Source organism: Paenarthrobacter sp. YIM B13468 (assembly GCF_042788025.1).
Classification (GTDB): Bacteria; Actinomycetota; Actinomycetes; order Actinomycetales; family Micrococcaceae; genus Arthrobacter; species Arthrobacter aromaticivorans.
The window spans coordinates 1-18,113 of sequence record NZ_JBHZPI010000040.1 but is presented as its reverse complement, the minus strand read 5'-3'; the positions used below and the strand labels follow the sequence as shown (position 1 = coordinate 18,113).

At 60.8% G+C, this 18,113-nt stretch carries 19 protein-coding genes, 2 tRNA genes and 1 other RNA gene; 12 read left to right on the top strand and 10 right to left on the bottom strand.

The features are described 5' to 3' along the window. Positions 1–29: 29 nt before the first annotated feature. Positions 30–102 (bottom strand) — tRNA-Arg (locus ACFX4T_RS24875). Positions 103–322: 220 nt separating this feature from the next. On the opposite strand from ACFX4T_RS24875, the gene ACFX4T_RS24870 reads away from it, so the two are divergent. From ACFX4T_RS24870 to ACFX4T_RS24860, 3 genes are all read left to right on the top strand, one after another. Then, complete coding sequence (locus ACFX4T_RS24870) at positions 323–880, top strand: single-stranded DNA-binding protein (protein ID WP_377655016.1); 558 nt, start codon at positions 323–325, stop codon at positions 878–880. A gap of 78 nt (positions 881–958) precedes the next feature. Then, a complete protein-coding gene (locus tag ACFX4T_RS24865) occupies positions 959–1,558 on the top strand; it encodes a GNAT family N-acetyltransferase (protein ID WP_377655014.1) in 600 nt (199 codons plus the stop codon). A gap of 107 nt (positions 1,559–1,665) precedes the next feature. Continuing rightward, positions 1,666–2,352 (top strand): DNA alkylation repair protein, encoded by a 687-nt coding sequence (locus ACFX4T_RS24860; RefSeq protein ID WP_216925460.1) that lies wholly within the window; start codon positions 1,666–1,668, stop codon positions 2,350–2,352. 61 nt (positions 2,353–2,413) lie between these two features. On the opposite strand, the gene mptB is transcribed toward ACFX4T_RS24860, so the two are convergent. After that, complete coding sequence (mptB, locus tag ACFX4T_RS24855; protein ID WP_377655012.1) at positions 2,414–3,970, bottom strand: polyprenol phosphomannose-dependent alpha 1,6 mannosyltransferase MptB; 1,557 nt, start codon at positions 3,968–3,970, stop codon at positions 2,414–2,416. A gap of 148 nt (positions 3,971–4,118) precedes the next feature. On the opposite strand from mptB, the gene orn reads away from it, so the two are divergent. The 4 genes from orn (at position 4,119) to ACFX4T_RS24835 (ending at position 6,489) form a co-directional block, all read left to right on the top strand. After that, positions 4,119–4,754 carry an oligoribonuclease gene (gene orn / locus ACFX4T_RS24850; RefSeq protein ID WP_216925458.1) on the top strand — a complete coding sequence of 212 codons (636 nt, stop codon included), beginning with the start codon at positions 4,119–4,121 and terminating at the stop codon, positions 4,752–4,754. 132 nt (positions 4,755–4,886) lie between these two features. After that, a tRNA-His gene (locus ACFX4T_RS24845) sits at positions 4,887–4,959 on the top strand. A 97-nt stretch (positions 4,960–5,056) separates the two neighbouring features. After that, the gene (def, locus tag ACFX4T_RS24840) at positions 5,057–5,629 is read left to right on the top strand and encodes a peptide deformylase (RefSeq protein ID WP_377655010.1); all 573 of its coding nucleotides are present in this window, start codon (positions 5,057–5,059) and stop codon (positions 5,627–5,629) included. 5 nt (positions 5,630–5,634) lie between these two features. Beyond that, positions 5,635–6,489 carry an acyltransferase domain-containing protein gene (locus tag ACFX4T_RS24835; RefSeq protein WP_216925456.1) on the top strand — a complete coding sequence of 285 codons (855 nt, stop codon included), beginning with the start codon at positions 5,635–5,637 and terminating at the stop codon, positions 6,487–6,489. On the opposite strand, the gene ACFX4T_RS24830 is transcribed toward ACFX4T_RS24835, so the two are convergent. The 4 genes from ACFX4T_RS24830 to rnpB all read right to left on the bottom strand — a co-directional run bounded on the left by ACFX4T_RS24830 (position 6,474) and on the right by rnpB (position 9,840). Beyond that, entirely contained in the window at positions 6,474–7,274 is an 801-nt protein-coding gene (locus tag ACFX4T_RS24830) for an HNH endonuclease family protein (protein WP_377655008.1), read from the bottom strand. The two genes, ACFX4T_RS24835 and ACFX4T_RS24830, sit on opposite strands and share 16 nt — an antisense overlap. A gap of 121 nt (positions 7,275–7,395) precedes the next feature. Then, positions 7,396–7,605 carry a hypothetical protein gene (locus tag ACFX4T_RS24825; protein ID WP_216925454.1) on the bottom strand — a complete coding sequence of 70 codons (210 nt, stop codon included), beginning with the start codon at positions 7,603–7,605 and terminating at the stop codon, positions 7,396–7,398. Positions 7,606–7,675: 70 nt separating this feature from the next. After that, on the bottom strand, positions 7,676–9,163 hold the full coding sequence (locus tag ACFX4T_RS24820; protein WP_216925453.1) for a glyceraldehyde-3-phosphate dehydrogenase: 1,488 nt from the start codon (positions 9,161–9,163) through the stop codon (positions 7,676–7,678). 285 nt (positions 9,164–9,448) lie between these two features. Then, positions 9,449–9,840, bottom strand: an RNA gene (rnpB, locus tag ACFX4T_RS24815) — RNase P RNA component class A. Between the two features lie 57 nt (positions 9,841–9,897). Here rnpB and ACFX4T_RS24810 point away from each other — a divergent pair. After that, a complete protein-coding gene (locus tag ACFX4T_RS24810; RefSeq protein ID WP_216925452.1) occupies positions 9,898–10,662 on the top strand; it encodes a YaaA family protein in 765 nt (254 codons plus the stop codon). Position 10,663: 1 nt separating this feature from the next. Here the strand turns inward: ACFX4T_RS24810 and ACFX4T_RS24805 are convergent, their stop codons facing one another. Both ACFX4T_RS24805 and ACFX4T_RS24800 read right to left on the bottom strand, forming a co-directional pair. Then, positions 10,664–11,401: a zinc ribbon domain-containing protein gene (locus tag ACFX4T_RS24805; protein WP_223946267.1), complete on the bottom strand. Its 738-nt coding sequence runs from the start codon at positions 11,399–11,401 to the stop codon at positions 10,664–10,666. A 90-nt stretch (positions 11,402–11,491) separates the two neighbouring features. After that, complete coding sequence (locus ACFX4T_RS24800) at positions 11,492–12,403, bottom strand: Nif3-like dinuclear metal center hexameric protein (protein ID WP_216925450.1); 912 nt, start codon at positions 12,401–12,403, stop codon at positions 11,492–11,494. Between the two features lie 124 nt (positions 12,404–12,527). Between ACFX4T_RS24800 and msrA the strand changes: the two genes are divergently transcribed. The 3 genes from msrA to epsC all read left to right on the top strand — a co-directional run bounded on the left by msrA (position 12,528) and on the right by epsC (position 14,680). Then, the gene (gene msrA, locus ACFX4T_RS24795) at positions 12,528–13,052 is read left to right on the top strand and encodes a peptide-methionine (S)-S-oxide reductase MsrA (RefSeq protein ID WP_377655004.1); all 525 of its coding nucleotides are present in this window, start codon (positions 12,528–12,530) and stop codon (positions 13,050–13,052) included. 66 nt (positions 13,053–13,118) lie between these two features. Then, positions 13,119–14,054, top strand: a complete 936-nt coding sequence (gene cysK / locus ACFX4T_RS24790; RefSeq protein WP_216925448.1) for a cysteine synthase A — start codon at positions 13,119–13,121, stop codon at positions 14,052–14,054. Between the two features lie 41 nt (positions 14,055–14,095). Then, positions 14,096–14,680 carry a serine O-acetyltransferase EpsC gene (gene epsC, locus ACFX4T_RS24785; RefSeq protein WP_216925447.1) on the top strand — a complete coding sequence of 195 codons (585 nt, stop codon included), beginning with the start codon at positions 14,096–14,098 and terminating at the stop codon, positions 14,678–14,680. A 5-nt stretch (positions 14,681–14,685) separates the two neighbouring features. Here epsC and ACFX4T_RS24780 read toward each other — a convergent pair whose 3' ends face one another. Both ACFX4T_RS24780 and gndA read right to left on the bottom strand, forming a co-directional pair. After that, on the bottom strand, positions 14,686–15,519 hold the full coding sequence (locus ACFX4T_RS24780) for an oxidoreductase (RefSeq protein WP_377655001.1): 834 nt from the start codon (positions 15,517–15,519) through the stop codon (positions 14,686–14,688). Positions 15,520–15,632: 113 nt separating this feature from the next. Continuing rightward, positions 15,633–17,069: an NADP-dependent phosphogluconate dehydrogenase gene (gene gndA, locus ACFX4T_RS24775; protein ID WP_377654999.1), complete on the bottom strand. Its 1,437-nt coding sequence runs from the start codon at positions 17,067–17,069 to the stop codon at positions 15,633–15,635. A 232-nt stretch (positions 17,070–17,301) separates the two neighbouring features. Here gndA and ACFX4T_RS24770 point away from each other — a divergent pair, with 232 nt between their 5' ends. After that, on the top strand, positions 17,302–18,030 hold the full coding sequence (locus tag ACFX4T_RS24770; protein ID WP_216925444.1) for a FadR/GntR family transcriptional regulator: 729 nt from the start codon (positions 17,302–17,304) through the stop codon (positions 18,028–18,030). Positions 18,031–18,113 lie beyond the last annotated feature (83 nt).

Below are 18,113 nucleotides of genomic sequence, written 5' to 3'. Positions count from 1 at the left end.
GAACCCTGCAGGTTCCGGGGGATTTCTTGTGCCCCAGGAGGGAATCGAACCCCCGACCGGCGGATTAGAAGGCCGCTGCTCTATCCCCTGAGCTACTGGGGCGCACAGGCGCCAATACAAGCCTAAGCCGCTGGCGCCACAAAGAGTTTACAGTGCATTCGGACTGCAGCCTGCCAGCCCACGCCCACAGGCACTTCTCCTCCACAACAACCCTGCGAGCCGGAGTTATTCACATAGGGCAAGACCGCTCTCCCCAGCCTTGTTTGCATGCATGAGGCTAAGAGGGCCGGACGGGCACTTTCCTACATCGAGAAGGACCACCATGAACGACACCATTACTCTTCGGGGCTTTGTAGCCTCGGAAGTCAAGAGTTCGACCACCACACGCGGAACGTCCACTGCTTCATTTCGCCTCGGGACAACTGAACGGCGCTACGACCGGGCCAGCAATACATGGGTGGACGGCAACACCAACTGGTACACGGTGCAGTCCTTCCGCTACTTGGCCGGCCACGTTGGCTGCAGCGTGAAGAAGGGTCAACGCGTCATCGTCGTGGGAAAACTCCGTCTAAGGCAGTGGGAACACGAGGGCAAGATCTACCATGTGGCAGAAATCGACGCGGAATCAGTCGGGCACGATCTCATGTGGGGTTCTGCGAACTTCACCCGGATGAACGGGACGTCGGCTCCAGCCGACTCAAACCCCTCCGGCGAGGCAGCCGGGAAGCTCGGAGATCCGGGGATTGAGTGGGAGGCCGGCGACAACGAACAAGCGCCCCCGGAGGACGAGACAGAAACACTGGACGTCGACGATCCGGATGGCGCCGGTCCGCTGGTGGTAAACACCACCACAGGTGAGTTGGTGGGTGCCGGGGCTTGAACCTTCGCGTCGGGGACCGCGATGAAACTGGTGGGACCAGCCCCGCAGTAGCCCCACAGTGGAGATTACTCTGGGTCCATGGCATACGACGCAGCAGTACCCCGACTGGAGACAGCTCCGGCATCCTGGGAGGCCGTGGAGAAATTATTCGGGGTCAAGGGCGAGCCATCCCGGTGCTGGTGCCGCTGGTTCGCCCTCCCGGGCAAGGAATTCAGGTCCAAGGCACCAACCGAACTCAAGGAGCTCCTGCGGGCCCGCTTCGACGAGGATCCAGAGCCAGGGGTGCTGGCATTCCGGGGTGGTCAGGCGGTCGGCTGGTGCGCTGTGGAACCGCGGGCAAACTATCCCCGCATAGAACGGTCGCAGCTTCTTCGGGCAGCGGACCTGCCGCCCGTTGACGTTGGGACCCTTTGGTCGGTGAGCTGTTTTGTGGTTTCACCGAACCATCGGCGATCAGGAGTTGCCGCGACGTTACTCCGGGCAGCCGTCAACCATGCCTTCAATAACGGAGCCACCACCCTTGAGGCGTATCCCGTCGACACCAGCCTTCGTCCAAAGGCTGCTCCGTCCGACTTGTATCACGGCACGGTTTCGCTGTTCGTTGAAAGTGGGTTCTCAGTGGTATCAACTCCCATTCCCGGGCGCGCCATCGTTCGAGTCAACAGCAAGGCCGCATAAGACTGCTGGCCTCGCGGTCGCTTGTATGGGGCGGAGAACAAAGACGATTTCCGGGTTGGACACTTCCCAGGACGGCCAGTCATACTGCCCAGTCATACAGTTGAGGAATGGAGAACAAGGACCTGCTTGAGGACATCCGGTCAAAACTTCGATCTGCCGGGGATCCCGAGCGTGCCCGGGGAGCGCAGGCGTATATGAAGTCGGACATGCCCTCGTGGGGTATCCGGGTGCCAGAGGTGCGAAGAATCGCCAAGGCGGCGGCCAGGCAGTTTCCCATCTCTTCACCCGGCAGCCTTCGCGAGGCCGTTCATGATTTGTGGCGGAATGCCCAGGCGCGCGAAGAACGATATGCAGCCATTGAATTGACAGGCCTGCCGATGGTCAAGGACGACCTTGCCATGCTGCCTGTCTATGAGGAAATAATCCGCACCGGCGCCTGGTGGGACCTCGTCGACGGAGTGGCCCACCGTCTGTGTGCCCTTCTCCTTGCCCATAGGTCCACCATGACGCCTCTTTTGCTGCAATGGTCCACGGACGAGGACATGTGGATCCGAAGGGCGTCCATTACTGCTCAATTGGCAGCCAAGACGCTGACGGACCCTGGGCTGCTGGCGGCCGTTATCAAACCCAACCTTGCCGACAAGGAGTTCTTCATCCGCAAGGCCATCGGATGGGCCTTGCGGGAGTACAGCAAGACGAACCCCGAGTGGGTCAGGGCATTCGCCGCAGAGAATGCTCCAGCGCTCAGCCCGCTCTCCACACGTGAGGCAGTACGGCTTCTGTCCTCACATTAGGCATTCGGCTGTCCTCACATTAAGCAGTCGGCCAGGAGCCGTCGGGAGACTCAGGCAATCCTCAGATGATCGGGCGCAGGCCTGGTTCGTCGCGCTTGCGGAAAAGGCTTTTCGTCTTCGGATCCACGAAGATCAAGTAAACGGCAAACAGGAGCGCGATGATGGCTGCCGCGTTCCGCGCCAGGGTCAGGGCAAGGCCGAGATCCTCGCTCTGAAGATAGGGAAACACATCCAGTTGGTCCGAGATGGCGTAGACCATGAAGAACGACACAACGAAGTAAACAGCCTTCACCTGCCAGTCATTGCGTATGCCGGTAACCGCAAATAACGGAATCAACCACACGACGTACCACGACTGGATCATCGGGGCCAACAGGACGATCGCCGCAAAGGCCAGGGTGAGCCGGCGCATCAGGCGGTCGTGTTCTCCCCGGAAGACCTGCCAGGCGATGGCTCCCACCATCAGCACTTTGCCGGCGTCGTAAACCCACTTCGCCATGCCCCAGCCGTCAAGTCCAAATACATTGAAGATCGAGGCGACAACCAAGCCGATCAAACCGATGGGCGCATACCAAATCCAGACGCTCCCGGGGGCAGACAGGCCCTTCACCCACCCAAACCCAAACCCGTTGCCCAGGCTCATGGCGTACAGGAGGCCAAAGGTCAGGGCTGCTGTCAGGAACCAGAAAAGGATCTTACGCGGCCATGACGCACCCTTGCCCGCCCAGAGCAAGCCGATAAAGGGCAGGAAGACCACCGTAATTGGCTTGACCGAAATGGAGAGTGTCACCAGCACCAAGCCCAGGACCACCCGGCGGGTGGCGCAGTAGTACAGACCTGCCAAGGCCAGCCCGATCATGAGCGCGTCATTGTGGACACTGGCGATGAAGTTGGTGAGAAAGAGGGGGTTGGCGGCCGTCAACCATAGTGCACGGTGCGGATTGACACCGTGGAGTTCTGCCAGCTTGGGCACGTAGATGATGCAGAGTATGACGCCCGCAACTGCCACCAGCCTGAACAGCATGATGCAAGCCTCAGGTTGGACATTGGTCACCCAAACAACGAATTGTTCGATCCAGAGGAAGAACTGGCCGTAGGGAACGGGAGCTTCCGTCCACATCTTGTCGGCGCCCAATTGGAAGTAGTTCGGGAGGGCGGAAATCCCATTCTCGTAGGGATTCATCCCCTCAACCATGAGTCTGCCTTGCCCGATGTAGGCGTAAACGTCCCTGCTGAACAGCGGTACCGTGAACATCATGGGCAGTCCCCAGGCCACTACAGCCTGCAACGTGGCCTTGCGGGCTTGAAGTCCCCAAACCCGGACACGCTGCCCCAGGCGCAGCCAGGCCCGGACCAGCAGCATGCCTCCAACAGCCAGCAGGACGATGGACAGCGCGACGCCCACACCTTCGGTGCGCATCCAGATGAAGAGCGGAAGCCGGCGAAGTTCAGACACCGGTGCGAGCCAGCCAACGCCCAGCGAGCCGAAGACAAGGAACATCGAGCCAATGAAACCGGCGATCAGCGGGGACCTGGCGTTATCCACTTCGTTGGCAGCAGCATCCGCGGGCGGCGCTTCTTTCCCTGCCTTCTGGGCGGCGGGTACAGGCACCGTCATGTGGTCTTCATCCAATCGTTTGCCCGTTGCGTCCGGGACAGAAATCTGAATCTCTGGGGGCTGTCCACGACAGGAAGAAAGGACACTGCCGTGCTCAAAAATCCTACCATCGGAGCACTTGGAACCGCCTGAAGGATAGGCTAGGCGCGTGCCTATTACTAATGAACGCATCGTCTGGATTGACTGCGAAATGACCGGCCTGGACCTCAAGAACGACGCCCTGATCGAGGTTGCGGCGCTCGTGACGGACTCCGAGCTCAACATACTGGGCGATGGCGTGGACGTCGTGATCAAGCCCGACGACGCAGCGCTGGAGCAAATGAACGACTTCGTTCGCGACATGCACACGCGCTCCAAACTCCTTGACGAACTCCCCCACGGCAAGACGATGGCCGAGGCCGAGGCGCAGGTGCTTGAGTACATCGAGAAGTGGGTTCCGGACCCACGCAAGGCCCCGTTGGGAGGCAACTCGGTGGGCACGGACAGGATGTTCCTGGCCAGGGACATGCCGAACATTGTGGAGCACCTCCACTATCGCGTGATCGATGTCAGTACCATCAAGGAACTCTCGCGCCGCTGGTTCCCGCGGGCCTACTTCCAGTCGCCCGCCAAGCATGGCGGACATCGCGCACTGGGCGACATCAAGGATTCCATCGACGAGCTCCGCTACTACAGGCAGGCCGTTTTTGTACCCGCCCCTGGTCCTGACACTGCTACCGCCCAGCGCATCTCCAAGGACATCACGGCCACTGCTGAGACTCTGAGTTCAACAGAGACTATGTGATCTGCGCCATTTTTGAAGGTTTTTTCGTCGAAACCGGCAAAAGTGGACTTTTCACCCCAAAACAGCAGGTAAGCTATTTGTCGTTGCCTTCACGGAATGCCGGTCATACGGACTTACCGAAAAAGGCACATGGTGGGCGTAGCTCAGTTGGCAGAGCGCCTGGTTGTGGTCCAGGAGGTCGCGGGTTCAACCCCCGTCGCTCACCCCGCCGAGATTGGCTTAGAAGCCGGTTTCCACAAAGGCCGCACCGGTTATCCGGTGCGGCCTTTGTTTTGTTTTGGCCCGACCAAGGAAGAGCTGACATGACCGTCCTCCCTGTGACCATTTGGGGCGAACCCGTTTTGCATCGTCGGGCAACTGAAGTCGAAGTATTCGATGACGATCTCCGAAAACTCATCGCGGACATGTTCGAAACCAATGAAGCCGCGAACGGAGTGGGTCTCGCCGCACCCCAGGTGGGAGTCGGGAAGCGCATCTTTGTGTATAAGTACGCCAACGACGACGACGCCCCGGATCAAGGCGTTCTGGTCAATCCCGTGTTGACGCTCTCAAAGATCTCCGGAGCCCTCCCGGACCCGGAAGAGCACGTTGAAGGCTGCCTGTCCTTCCCCGGAGAGCACTACCCTCTGCAGCGCGCTGAATGGGCCCGCGTGCAAGGCTTTGACGGTGACGGGAAACCGGTGGATTTCGAGGCTACAGGCTGGTTCGCTCGAGTCATGCAACACGAGTACGACCATTTGGACGGCAAGCTTTACGTCAACCGCCTTGTGGACCGATATGCCCGGAAGGCAATGAAGCAGGCCAAGAAGAACGGTTGGGGCGTTCCCGGATTGACATGGATGCCTGGCGTCGACCCCGATCCTTTCGGACACTGATTTCGATGACCCAAGCGCCCCATGCAGAATTGTTCGAGCTCCTGGACATTACCGGCGAGGACGCCATGGAATGCGCCGCGCTCTTGGACGGAAACCCCAGTGGCAACGTCTTGGAAGCATTGGAGCTGCTGCAGCAACGGCTTGGCACTTTTCCGGCCGACAGTATTTCGGCCGACGCAGTTTCGCCCAGGCAGCCTGGGGAGAGTGTCTGGGTCGAGGCGCTGCTCCGCTTCGCACCCAGAGTCCACTCATACCATTTGGAACTGGGAATCAGCGCCGACGTGTCAGCAGCCACCCTCGCCGACGTGGGGCTCCAGCTCCGCATCAACCGCCGCGTTCATGGACGTTTCGGCCTGGACACCTGGGGCTGGCTGACGTTGCATATGGCAGGGAATCTGTTCCGGCTCGGCCGGTTGCAATTTCATTTGATCCGGAGCCCTCGTGACGACGGGCCTGAGGGCAACGTGGCGTACGCATCCGATTGGGTCTTGGGTATCCACATTCCCGAGGACGGAGGCCTCTCCCCCGCCCTGGTAGACGCCAGCTTTGACGAGGCACGTTCGTTCTTTCCGCACTATTTCCCGGACAAGCCAGCCACTGTGGCCACGTGCGAGTCCTGGATGCTGGATCCCTACCTGGTTAAAAGGCTTCCAAACAGCAACATCGCATCCTTCGCCCGCCGTTTCACACTGGACAGGTGCACCGATGCGCCCACTGATGCGGTTTATTTCACGTTTCGGCACCGGGGGCTTGAGGGCCTGGACCGGCTACCGCGGGAGACCTCCCTTCAGCGCGTTGTCCTGGAGAGAATCGACGACGGCGGTACCTGGCAACTGGGACACGGTCACCTGGCACTGTAAATGGTTTGCTGATCCGGACAGGAAGAGAGGACGCGCATCATGGCGTCCTTCTCCGCCTGGGTGACCCAGAGCTTGTAGGCTGCCTTGACGGAGATCTGCCGTGCTACGTAGTGACACCGGAAGTTCTTGTTCGGCGGAAGCCAAGTGGCGGCGTCGCCTGCGCCCTTCTTCACATTCTCGGGCCCATCAGCCGCAATCAGGTTCAACGGATCATTTGCCAGCCTTTGGCGTTGCTGCACCGTTAATTGCTTGGCACCCTTCTGCCATGCGTCGGCCAAAGCCACAATGTGGTCGATCTGAACATCAGCGCTGGTGTCCTGACCTCGGCGGAAGGTCACGTGCGCACCCGTGTAGGGTTCCTGGAACTCTCCAGTGGCAACCCTGCATGAGGAGCCGCTGGTGAACTCCACGGACGACAGGTCCCTGCGCAGGATGTCGTTCCTGGTATCGCATCCGTTTCGATCGGCATCCAGCCATGCCTGGCCGAATGCGGTTCGCTCATAGTCTTCCTGGGATGCCCGTCCCTTAACTTCCAGCTGTGCGAGTGCCGCGCTTGCCTTCTCCGCGGGAACGGCCTCGATCCCGGCAATGGGTTTCATCCAAGCGGGATTAAAGACCGGCGCATCACTGGGACCGGAGACCCATGGCTCGGCTGCGTTGAACTGGCCTGTGGTGAAGAACCAAGACAGGCCTGCCGCGAGGGTTGCGGCTACTAATCCTAGAATGGCCCAAGCTTGGCGTGATCGTCTGCGCGCGCGTTTGTAGGCAGACCAGGTGATACTCAAGGGGCTCCGTCCAGTCGGGGTGGGTGGTGTCCTACGAGCGTAGGACACGGCACCGACAGTCAGAGCCGATATTCACAGTGTGTAGGAGAAGTCACACTGCAGTGTGGGGAACTTCCCCGGGTTACTGCTCGCGCATAACGCGCTGGAGGTCTTCAGCAGCCACCTCCAGCAGCGTGCGCAATTGCTGGACGCGCTCGTCGCTGACGTCCCCCGCGGCGTTTGCTGCAATGGCGTGGTCCAGCAGTTTCTGTGCCTGCTTGTGGTTGGCCCGTGCTACATCCAGCGCATGTTCCAGCGTTGTCTCGTGTTCCAAAGTTGATTCATTTTCCATGAACCCATTTTGGTCAGGTTTCCCGGCTGATACCAGTAACTCAGCCGGGAAACCCGTGAATACTTCCGGCTTAGGCGTTCGCTGCCTCAAGCACTGCAATAGGCGCCACGATGTCGCGGGCAGGGAAGGACGGCGGGTTGACGCCGGCCATTTCCTCCATGACACGGACTACCTGGCAGGAGTAGCCGAATTCGTTGTCGTACCAAACGTAGAGAACGAGGTTCTTGTCGTTGGAAATAGTGGCCAGGCCATCAACGATGCCTGCCCGGCGGGAACCGACGAAGTCGGTGGAGACAACGTCCGGAGAGTCGATGTAGTCGATCTGCTTGCGCAACTGCGAGTGCAGCGACATTTCGCGGAGGTAGTCGTTAACCTCATCGCGCGTGGTGCCCTTGGCAAGGTTGAGGTTGAGGATCGCCATGGACACATCCGGGGTAGGTACGCGGATCGCGTTGCCGGTGAGCTTGCCCTGGAGTTCCGGAAGCGCCTTGGCAACAGCCTTGGCTGCACCCGTCTCCGTGATAACCATGTTCAGGGCCGCCGAACGGCCGCGGCGATCGCCCTTGTGGAAGTTGTCGATCAGGTTTTGGTCGTTCGTGAACGAGTGCACCGTTTCAACGTGGCCGTGGATGATACCGAATTTGTCGTTGATGGCCTTCAGCACCGGCGTGATGGCGTTGGTTGTGCACGACGCAGCCGTGACGATCTTGTCGTCATCGGAGATGTCGGACTGGTTGATTCCGTGGACGATGTTCTTCAGATCGCCCTTGCCCGGCGCCGTCAGCAGGACGCGCGCAACACCCTTGCTTTGCAGGTGCTGGGACAGGCCCTCAGCATCGCGCCAACGCCCGGTGTTGTCCACTACCAGGGCATCCTCGATGCCATAGGCGGTGTAGTCCACGGTTGCGGGGTTGTCGGAGTAGATGACCTGGATCTGAACACCGTTGGCGGTGATGGTGTTGGCTTCTTCGTCCACGCGAATGGTTCCTTCAAAGGAACCGTGTACGGAGTCGCGGCGCAGGAGGCTGGCGCGCTTGACGAGGTCATTCTCGGCGCCCTTGCGGACGACGATGGCACGCAGCCGCAGGCCATGCCCGCCACCGGCTTTTTCAATCAGGATGCGGGCCAGGAGGCGGCCGATGCGGCCGAAGCCGTACAGCACGACGTCGGTGCTGGTGCGGTCATCAGCGCCACGCTTTCCGACGATTTCGGCGAGCTCAGACCGCAGGAACTCATCCAAGGAGGTGCCGTGGCCCTCGACGCGGAACTTCTCCGTGAGACGGGCAATGTCGATCGCAGCCGCGCCGAGTTCCAGCTCAGCAAGCGCGTTCAACAGGGGTGCAGTTTCTTCGAGCAGGAGCTCGGTATTGCTCATCCGGCGCGCAAAGCGGTGGGCCTTCAGGATGTTCATGGTCGACTTGTTGATCAAGCTCCGGCCGTGGATGCTCGTGACCACGTTGTTTTCCCGGTACAACCGGCCGATTACCGGAATCATGGCCTCGGCGAGAGCCTCCCGGCCCATCCACTTATCAAGACAAGAATCTGACGTCTGGCTCACAGAACTACCTTCCTTGGGTCAACCACATACGTCCTCGTATGCAGATGGCGGCCGCCCGGAGTAATCCTGCGGCACGAGCACTGGCCGGGCTTCGGTCCGCCCACAGCGCCTTGAACGATTGCAAAGAAAAGACCGCCGGCTGCGAACGCAGTCCCGGCGGCAGAACATCTACGTTCATAACAAGTCTAAGGCGGAAGGGTGCTCTCTTGGGCGCCCGGGGGCGTGAAATCACTCACATGGCAGTCACAATGGACGTCACATGCCTGGGATCTAGGGGCAAATGTGTGGATGGGTTGACCGATACGCCGGGTTCTGTCATCCCGTGCCGTTGCCGGCAAAGGAGTGGCGGCCATCCATCTACGAACGTCGTTGCCGACGCCCTCCAGCAGCCTACCCGGACACTCGGGCGAGCAGCCCTCAAACGTGTCCTGTCTGGCCTTGCTCCGGGTGGGGTTTACCTAGCCTCCCCGGTCACCCAGGGAGCTGGTGGTCTCTTACACCACCGTTTCACCCTTACCTGCCGTGTGCTGATGCAAGCATCACCACGCGCAGGCGGTCTGTTTTCTGTGGCACTGGCCTGCGGGTTACCCCGAGTGGGCGTTACCCACCACCCTGCTCTGCGGAGCCCGGACGTTCCTCGAGCCACTTGCGTGACGCGCGACCGCCTGGTCAACCCATCCGCCGTACAGTCTACCGGCGTCGAGGGTTGCCTCCGTCCCCGGTAATATCGTCTGGTGCTGATTCTGCTGCCGCCTTCCGAAGGCAAGACCCCCGCCGTCAAAGGTCCCGCCGTCGAATGGGAGTCGCTCAGCTTTCCGGAGCTCAACCCGTACCGCGCCAAGGTCCTGGAATCGTTGGGCACGGTTAGCGCGCACGAGGACGCCCTGGCATTGCTTGGCGTCGGCGCCTCGCTGAAGGACGACGTCGAACGTAATACCCGGCTGCATGCGGAACCAGCGGCGCCGGCCCACCAGGTCTACTCCGGAGTCCTGTATGACGCGCTCGGCTTTAATTCCATGACGCCGGCCCAACGACGCAAGGCAACCGAATCGATTTTGGTGGTTTCGGCATTATGGGGTGCCATCGGTTTTGGTGACCATGTGCCGGCTTACCGGCTGTCCATGGGAACGGCACTGCCCGACGTCGGACGCCTCGCCTCGTTCTGGAAGCCGAACCTGAATGCGGCCCTCGCCGAACGGGCTGAAGGAGAATTGCTGGTTGATTGCCGCTCCAGCACGTATGCAGCTGCGTGGGCTCCACCAGCACCGCAAACCGTGACGGTGAATGTTTTCAACGAGGCAAACGGCAAGCGCACGGTGGTCAGCCACTTCGCCAAACACACGCGGGGTGAGTTTGCCAGGCATCTGCTGACCAGGCGTGGCAAGGCGCCCGCAACACCTGATCAACTGCTGAAAGCGGCCACGGAGGTCTGGATGGCGGAACTCGTTTCCGGCACGGCCCGCAAGCCACACGCACTGAATATCATTCTGGGCAGCTAGGTCAGTTCCACTCCGCCGAACGGACCAGGATGCATCCGGAGTCCGGGCAGAAAACGATGTCGTCGTCAGCCGCAGCCTTGACTTCAGCGAGGTCGCCAGGGCTGAGCATCATGCCTGAACCTTCCGATTTACCGTGAAAGAGCCTGGCGGCGCCCACGCCGCGCTTGGCGATCGTCTTCTCATAGACTGCAAGCATTCCGGCGTCGAGGGCCTCCGCGAACGCGGCACGTTGCCCGCGGACCAGGGTTTCCTCGGCGGCGATTTCAGCAATCGCCTCATCCAATTCTGCGCGGATGCCGGCAAATGAACCCTGGATGTCATCCACGATGGCCTGTTGTGCGGCCTGGCGCTCCCGCAGGGTGTCTAAACGCTCCAGGATTTCAAGCTCAACGTCCTCAAGGTCCGAGCGGCGCTTGTTAAGGGATGCGATATCACTCTGAAGCGCCACCAGGTCCTTGGAGAGACCGGTTCCGCTGTTGAGCCTGGCCTCGTCACGTTCGATGCGGGAGGTGACCTGCTCCACGTCCGCTTCGGAACGACGCAGTTCGGCTTCGGCGTCGTGCACCGCCATCTTGGCAGCGCCAAGTTCACCATTGGCTACATTCAGGGCATCCTGCAGGTCAGCTATCCGTGGATCTGTTTCCAGCACCTTCCGGCGGCCGGCCAACGATTTGAGCTTGGCGTCCAGTCCCTGCAGTTCAAGCAATTTCAGTTGTTCTGCCGGTGCTGCTTTCGCCACGCTTACCTCCGCTTGTGTCGCTTCCGGAGCTGGGAATCAGTTCCGGATGGACGGCCACTGTTGAGTGGGTTCGTCCGTGTCTTCTAGACTCTAGTCCCCGCCGGGAGTGAGTATGAAGTCCCAGGGATCGCTATTGGTGCTGCTCACGCGGATCTCGACATCGTAGCCCTGGTCTGTAAGTACATTGCCGAGCGCTTCAGCGGCTACGGGCAGCCACAGCCATTCACTGGCAAAGTGCGAAACGTCAATGAGGTACGGACGGCCGTTGACGGCACCTTCCCGCGCTTCCGACGCCGGGTGGTGCCGCATGTCGGCCGTCACGTAGACATCTGCATGGCTGGCCCTGACGGCATCGAACAAGCTGTCCCCGGCACCACCACAGACGGCGACGCGCCGTAGCAGACCGTCCTTGTCACCGGCCACGCGGACCCCTCCGGCCACCGCGGGGAGCATCCCAAAGACGCGGGCAGCGAAATCGCCAAGGGTCATGAGCTCAGGAAGATCACCAACCCGGCCAATGCCTTCCTCGGGCAAACCATTGGCGGCAGGAGTAAGCGGAGCAACGTTCTCCAGGCCAAAGGCGTCCGCCAATACGTCGGATACGCCGCCGACTGCGGAGTCACCGTTGGTGTGGACGGTCAGGAGTCCGGTGCCCGCCTCGATCAGCCTGTGCACGGCCAAGCCTTTCGCGGAAGTGGCCGCGACGGAGTTCACGCCTTTGAGCAGCAGCGGATGATGGGTAATCAAGAGTCCGGCACCCCACTCAATGGCCTCGTCGATGACAGCAAGGGTGGGATCCACAGCAAACAGGATCTTGGTGACGGGTGTGTTGGGGCGTCCAACTACGAGGCCCACCTCGTCCCAATCCTCAGCCAAGGACTCCGGCCAGAGTTCCTCAACAGCAAGCAACACCTGGCCAAGGGTTGGGTCTCCGCTCGCTTCCACTGTCCCGGCGTCGTCGCCGGAATCCGCATCAGAAATGGCGGTGTCTACTGCTTCCATACTCTTATTCTTACCTACTGGGCCGGATGGGGCAGTCTTGGTTGCTGCCGTACCTGCCCAGCGGCGTTATTCTCCCGTAAGGTATTGCGGGAATCATCAGGCCCTCCAATCCATTGAAGAGATCATGAAAACTTTTGTACTTGGTGGTGGATGCTTCTGGTGCCTTGATGCCGTCTACCAGAAAACCCGCGGCGTCAGTTCCGTAGTCTCCGGCTATACGGGTGGCCATGTCCGAAACCCTGACTACTATGACGTTTGCTCGGGAACGACCGGCCATGCAGAGGTAGTTGCGGTGACATTCGACGAAACCGTGGTGCCGGAGGAAGTCATTCTTGACATGTTCTTCGCGCTGCACGACCCCACCACGCTGAACCGGCAGGGCTACGACACAGGTACCCAATATCGTTCGTCAATGTTCTACACCACGACGGAGGAAAAGATCCTCTTCGAAGAAGCCATCGAGCGCGCGCAAGCACTCTGGGCCAATCCGATTGTGACGGAAGTGAGCCGGCTACCCGAATTCTATGAGGCAGAGGAAGTCCATCAGAACTACTACGGCAAATTCCCGTACCAGGGCTATTGCCAGGTCATCATCAATCCAAAACTGGCCAAAGCGCGGAAATATTACTCTGCATGGCTAACTGCTTAGCACGGTTTCGATGCGGCTGGTTAGGCTGACCTCAGCATTCCCTCTTCAGAGATAGGCATAATCTTCATGGCAAGGATCTACGACGACGTCACCCAGCTGGTCGGCCGCACTCCGCTGGTCCGTTTGAACCGGCTGACCGAAGGCCTTGAGGCCACCGTTGCGGTCAAGCTTGAGTTCTACAACCCGGCCAACAGCGTGAAGGACCGCATCGGCGTGGCCATCATTGACGCCGCCGAAAAGTCCGGCGCCCTGAAGCCCGGCGGAACAATTGTGGAAGGCACCTCCGGTAACACCGGAATCGCGCTGGCCCTTGTTGGTGCCGCACGAGGCTACAAGGTCATCCTGACCATGCCTGAGACCATGTCCACCGAACGTCGTGTCATGCTTCGCGCTTACGGTGCAGAGATCGTCCTGACTCCCGGTTCCGAAGGCATGCGCGGCGCCGTTGAAAAGGCCCAGGAAATTGTTGCCAACACGGAGAACTCCATCTGGGCGCAGCAGTTCGCCAACCCGGCCAACCCGGAGATCCACCGCAACACCACTGCCGAGGAAATCTGGGCGGACACCGACGGCGAAGTAGACATCTTTGTTGGCGGCATCGGCACCGGCGGTACCGTGACCGGCGTCGGGCAGGTCCTTAAGGAGCGCAAGCCCGAGGTCCAGATCATTGCCGTTGAGCCCAAGGACTCCCCCATTCTTAATGGCGGCAGCCCGGGTCCCCACAAGATCCAGGGCCTGGGCGCCAACTTCGTCCCGGAGGTCCTGGACACCAACGTCTACGACGAAGTTCTCGACGTTACCCTTGAGGACTCGGTTGCCACCGCTCGCGCCCTGGGTTCCAAGGAAGGCGTCCTCGCCGGCATCTCCGGCGGTGCCGCAGTATGGGGTGCGCTGGAAGTCGCCAAGCGCCCGGAGAACAAGGGCAAGCTCATCGTCGTGATCGTGCCGGACTTCGGAGAGCGTTACATCTCCACTGTCCTCTTTGACGATATCCGCGGCTAACACTTCGCCCACTAGCATTCATTTCCTGTAGAAAGGTCTTTGTGAGCTTCTTCGCAAGGCTTAAGGAAGACCTCGACGCCGCCCGGTCACATGACCCGGCGGCTCGAGGTTCTTTTGAGAACTTTTTCGCCTACTCCGGCCTGCACGCCATCTGGGCACACCGCGTGACCCACCGACTCTGGCAAAACCCGGCCCTTCGTTTTCCCGCCCGCCTGATTTCCCAGTTGGCGAGGTTCCTGACGGGCATCGAAATCCATCCCGGCGCCACCATCGGCCGGCGTTTCTTCATCGACCACGGCATGGGCGTCGTTATCGGTGAAACTGCTGAAATCGGCGAGGACGTCATGATCTACCACGGCGTGACGCTCGGCGGCCGCTCCCTGGCCAAGGTCAAGCGTCATCCCACCATTGGGGATCGTGTGACCATCGGCGCAGGCGCCAAGGTCCTGGGTCCCATTACGATCGGTGCAGACAGCGCAATCGGTGCGAACGCCGTAGTGGTCAAGAACGCTCCCCCGGAGTCGATCATCACGGGCATTCCGGCCACATGGCGGCACCGCGACGCGAAGTCCGAAACCAAGCCGGCGGTTGACCCGGCTGAGTACTACATCGAATACCGGATCTAGCTGAGCTAGCCAGTAAACCTCTTGTAGGAGTTCCACAGCACGGCGTCAAAGACGCGGTCAGGAAGAACCCTCCGTAAGGCCAGGACGCTCCAGGCTCCCCTACCCACCGGGTAGCGGGTCTTGGGGCGTTTTGCCGTTGACGCGCGAACTATTGCCTTGGCCACTACCCTCGGAGGCGTAGATATCAGCTGGCCGGATGTTGACGCCAAGGCTGCTGCCATGACGTGGGCCTGCCCTTTGTATGGACCTCTAGAGGACGCCGATAACAGGCCTTCCCCGGCAATGGTGCCCCATTCGGTGTCCGTTCCGGCGGGCTCGATGAGGACGACGTCGATGCCGTGCGGTTTCAACTCAAGCCGCAAAGAATCACTCATTCCCTCGACTGCGAATTTGGTCCCGTGATACCAAGCGCCCAGGGGTTCATAAATCTTTCCGCCGATGGACGAGACGTTGATGATCCGGCCAGAACCCGCATCCCGCATCCTGGGAATGACGAGTTGCGTCATCCTCGCCAAACCGATCACGTTCACCTCGAACTGGCGCCTGCCTTCGGCCAAGGGGACCTCTTCCAGGGCGCCGTAGGAGCCGTACCCTGCGTTGTTCACCAGGACATCTATGTGCCCGTGTGCTGCTTCAACAAGCGCCACAGCTGAGGCCATGGAGTCCTCGATGGTGACATCCAGGTGCATGACGGTGATTCCCTGCGCCTTAAGTGGATGCATCTTCTCCACCCGACGCGCGCCGGCGTAGACAATGAAGCCTGCGGACCTCAGGGCGCGCGCCGTCTCAAAACCAATGCCGGTAGACGCCCCCGTGACGAAAGCGATGCGTTCGGTCATGGCGTTGGCTCCTTGGCTCGTGGCACCCGCGCGATGGCCCGGTACCCGTTCCGACACGGCAAAGGCCGGCTCCTCCCAGCGTATCTGGGAAGAACCGGCCTTGCTGAGGAACCTTAGTGGGTGTCGACTGCCGAGATTTCGGACTTGTCTTCGCCCCACAGCGTGTGGAACGTACCTTCGGCATCAACGCGGCCGTAGGTGTGCGCACCGAAGAGGTCGCGCTGTCCCTGGATCAGCGCAGCAGCAACGCGCTTGCGACGCAGGCCGTCGTAGTATGCCAGCGAGGAGGAGAACACCGGTACCGGAATGCCGAGCTGGACAGCGGTGGCTACAACGCGGCGCCAGGCCGGGAGGGCCTCAGCGATGGCCTTGGTGAAAGCCGGCGCGAACAGGAGGTTGGCAGGCTTCTCCTCGGCAGCGTAGGCCTTGGTGATGTCCTTGAGGAGTTCTGCGCGGATGATGCAACCTGCACGCCACAGCGAGGCGATCTCGTCCAGCTTGAGGTCCCAGCCGTATTCCTTGGCAGCGGAGGTCAGCATGTCCAGGCCCTGGGCGTAGGAAACCAACTTGGAGGCGTACAGCGCCTGGCGTACGTCCTCAACGAACGTCTCAGGGATCTCCACGGAGGCTTCTTCGCCAGCCAGCAGTTCCTGGCCAAGCTTGCGCTGCTCGGCCTGTGAGGACAGTGCGCGGGCGAAAACGGACTCTGCGATGCCGGAGACCGGGGAGCCGAGTTCCAGGGCGGAGATGACCGTCCAGCGTCCGGTTCCCTTCTGGCCTGCGGCATCCACGACGACGTCAACGAACGGCTTGCCGGTCTTGGCGTCAACATGGCCGAGGACCTCGGCGGAGATTTCGATCAGGAAGGAGGACAGATCGCCCTTGTTCCACTCAGCGAAAATCTTGGACTGCTCGGCGGGCTCAATGCCGGCGCCGGAGCGGAGGAGATCGAATGCTTCACCGATGACCTGCATGTCGGCGTATTCGATGCCGTTGTGGACCATCTTGACGAAGTGGCCGGCACCGTCGGTGCCGATCCAGGCGCAGCAAGGTTCGCCGTCGACCTTTGCGGCAATCTTCTCCAGCAGCGGGCCGAGGGCGTCATAGGAATCCCTGGAGCCACCGGGCATGATGGAGGGACCGTTCAAGGCGCCTTCTTCGCCACCGGAAACACCGACGCCGACGAAGTGCAGGTCCTTCTTGGCCAGCGCGGCTTCGCGGCGGCGGGTGTCCTCGTAGTGCGAGTTACCGGCATCGATGATGATGTCGCCGGCTTCGAGCAGCGGTTCGAGCTGCTCGATGACGTTGTCCACGGGAGCGCCCGCCTTGACCATGATCAGGACACGGCGGGGCTTTTCGAGGGAGTCGACGAGTTCCTGCAGCGTTTCCGTGCGGATGAAGTCGCCGTCCGTGCCGTGCTTTTCCAGCAGGGCGTCGGTCTTTTCCACGGAGCGGTTGTGGAGAGCCACGGTGAAGCCGTTGCGGGCCAGGTTGCGGGCCAGGTTGGCGCCCATCACCGCAAGGCCGGTGACACCGATGTGTGCTGACATCAAAACTCCAATTCGATCGTGTACAAACAGTCCTGCGGACACGCAGGAAGCGATTTCATAACCAGGGGCTGTAATAAACCATACGTATTTAAGCCATGAGCAGGAAAGCGGCGCCCACGTTTTGGAACGGCGCCGCGTCATAAACAGTCTATGATGTGCGGGACTTCCGCACGGCGCCAAGCTGCATCGGATGCTACACGCGGAACGTGTTCGCCCCACTATGCTTACCTCTATGTCAACCAGCCTCCACCACCGAGCCGTAGAGCATCTGGGAACCCGGATTGTGGGCGGCGCCCTTCCCACCGGCCACGTCATGCTGGCCGAACATTTGGAAGACGAGCTCAACGTTTCGCGCTCGGTGGTCCGTGAGGCCGTCCGCGTCCTGCAGTCGTTGGGCCTGGTGGAGACCATCAAGCGTGTGGGAATCCGCGTCCTCCCGGCCCATCGTTGGAATCCCTTTGATCCGTTGGTCATTCGCTGGCGCCTGGCTGGGGAAGGCCGTGGCGCCCAACTGAGGTCGCTCGCTGAGCTGCGTTCCGCCGTCGAGCCTGTTGCTGCGGAACTCGCAGCTGGGAACGCTCCGGAAACCCTTCGCCGGGAACTCGTGGATATTTCGCTGGCCATGAAGGAAGCCGGCGACGCCGGAGACATGCCACGGTTCCTTGACCTCGACATCCGCTTCCATGCACTGGTGCTTTCCGGCTCTGGAAACGAGATGTTTGCCAATCTGATTGGCCAGGTTACAGAGACCCTGACGGGACGTACGGTCCACGGACTTATGCCGGAGCACCCCCAGAAGCAGGCGCTGCAGTGGCATATTGACGTCGCGCACGCCATCGACGCCGGCGACGGTCAGCAGGCCAGGGATGCGGCCGGAAAAATAATGCGCCAAACGATCGCGGAGCTGGCCCCCAGCTGGAACGACCAGCCCCGCGTCTTCGTACCCGTGGCGAAAAACTAATCCTGGAAGTTCAGCAGGACTTTGCCGGATTGGGCTGAGTTCCTGGCTACGTCGAATGCCTCAAGTCCATGGGCGAGGTCGTA

Coding starts and splice junctions, on each gene's coding strand:
- ACFX4T_RS24825 (WP_216925454.1), bottom strand. CDS start 7,605: ATGGAAAATGAATCAACTTTGGAACACGAGACAACGCTGGAACATGCG.
- def (WP_377655010.1), top strand. CDS start 5,057: ATGACCGTCCTCCCTGTGACCATTTGGGGCGAACCCGTTTTGCATCGT.
- ACFX4T_RS24860 (WP_216925460.1), top strand. CDS start 1,666: ATGGAGAACAAGGACCTGCTTGAGGACATCCGGTCAAAACTTCGATCT.
- ACFX4T_RS24865 (WP_377655014.1), top strand. CDS start 959: ATGGCATACGACGCAGCAGTACCCCGACTGGAGACAGCTCCGGCATCC.
- ACFX4T_RS24780 (WP_377655001.1), bottom strand. CDS start 15,519: ATGACCGAACGCATCGCTTTCGTCACGGGGGCGTCTACCGGCATTGGT.
- ACFX4T_RS24835 (WP_216925456.1), top strand. CDS start 5,635: ATGACCCAAGCGCCCCATGCAGAATTGTTCGAGCTCCTGGACATTACC.
- mptB (WP_377655012.1), bottom strand. CDS start 3,970: ATGACGGTGCCTGTACCCGCCGCCCAGAAGGCAGGGAAAGAAGCGCCG.
- ACFX4T_RS24800 (WP_216925450.1), bottom strand. CDS start 12,403: ATGGAAGCAGTAGACACCGCCATTTCTGATGCGGATTCCGGCGACGAC.
- msrA (WP_377655004.1), top strand. CDS start 12,528: ATGAAAACTTTTGTACTTGGTGGTGGATGCTTCTGGTGCCTTGATGCC.
- ACFX4T_RS24870 (WP_377655016.1), top strand. CDS start 323: ATGAACGACACCATTACTCTTCGGGGCTTTGTAGCCTCGGAAGTCAAG.
- gndA (WP_377654999.1), bottom strand. CDS start 17,069: ATGTCAGCACACATCGGTGTCACCGGCCTTGCGGTGATGGGCGCCAAC.
- cysK (WP_216925448.1), top strand. CDS start 13,119: ATGGCAAGGATCTACGACGACGTCACCCAGCTGGTCGGCCGCACTCCG.
- ACFX4T_RS24770 (WP_216925444.1), top strand. CDS start 17,302: ATGTCAACCAGCCTCCACCACCGAGCCGTAGAGCATCTGGGAACCCGG.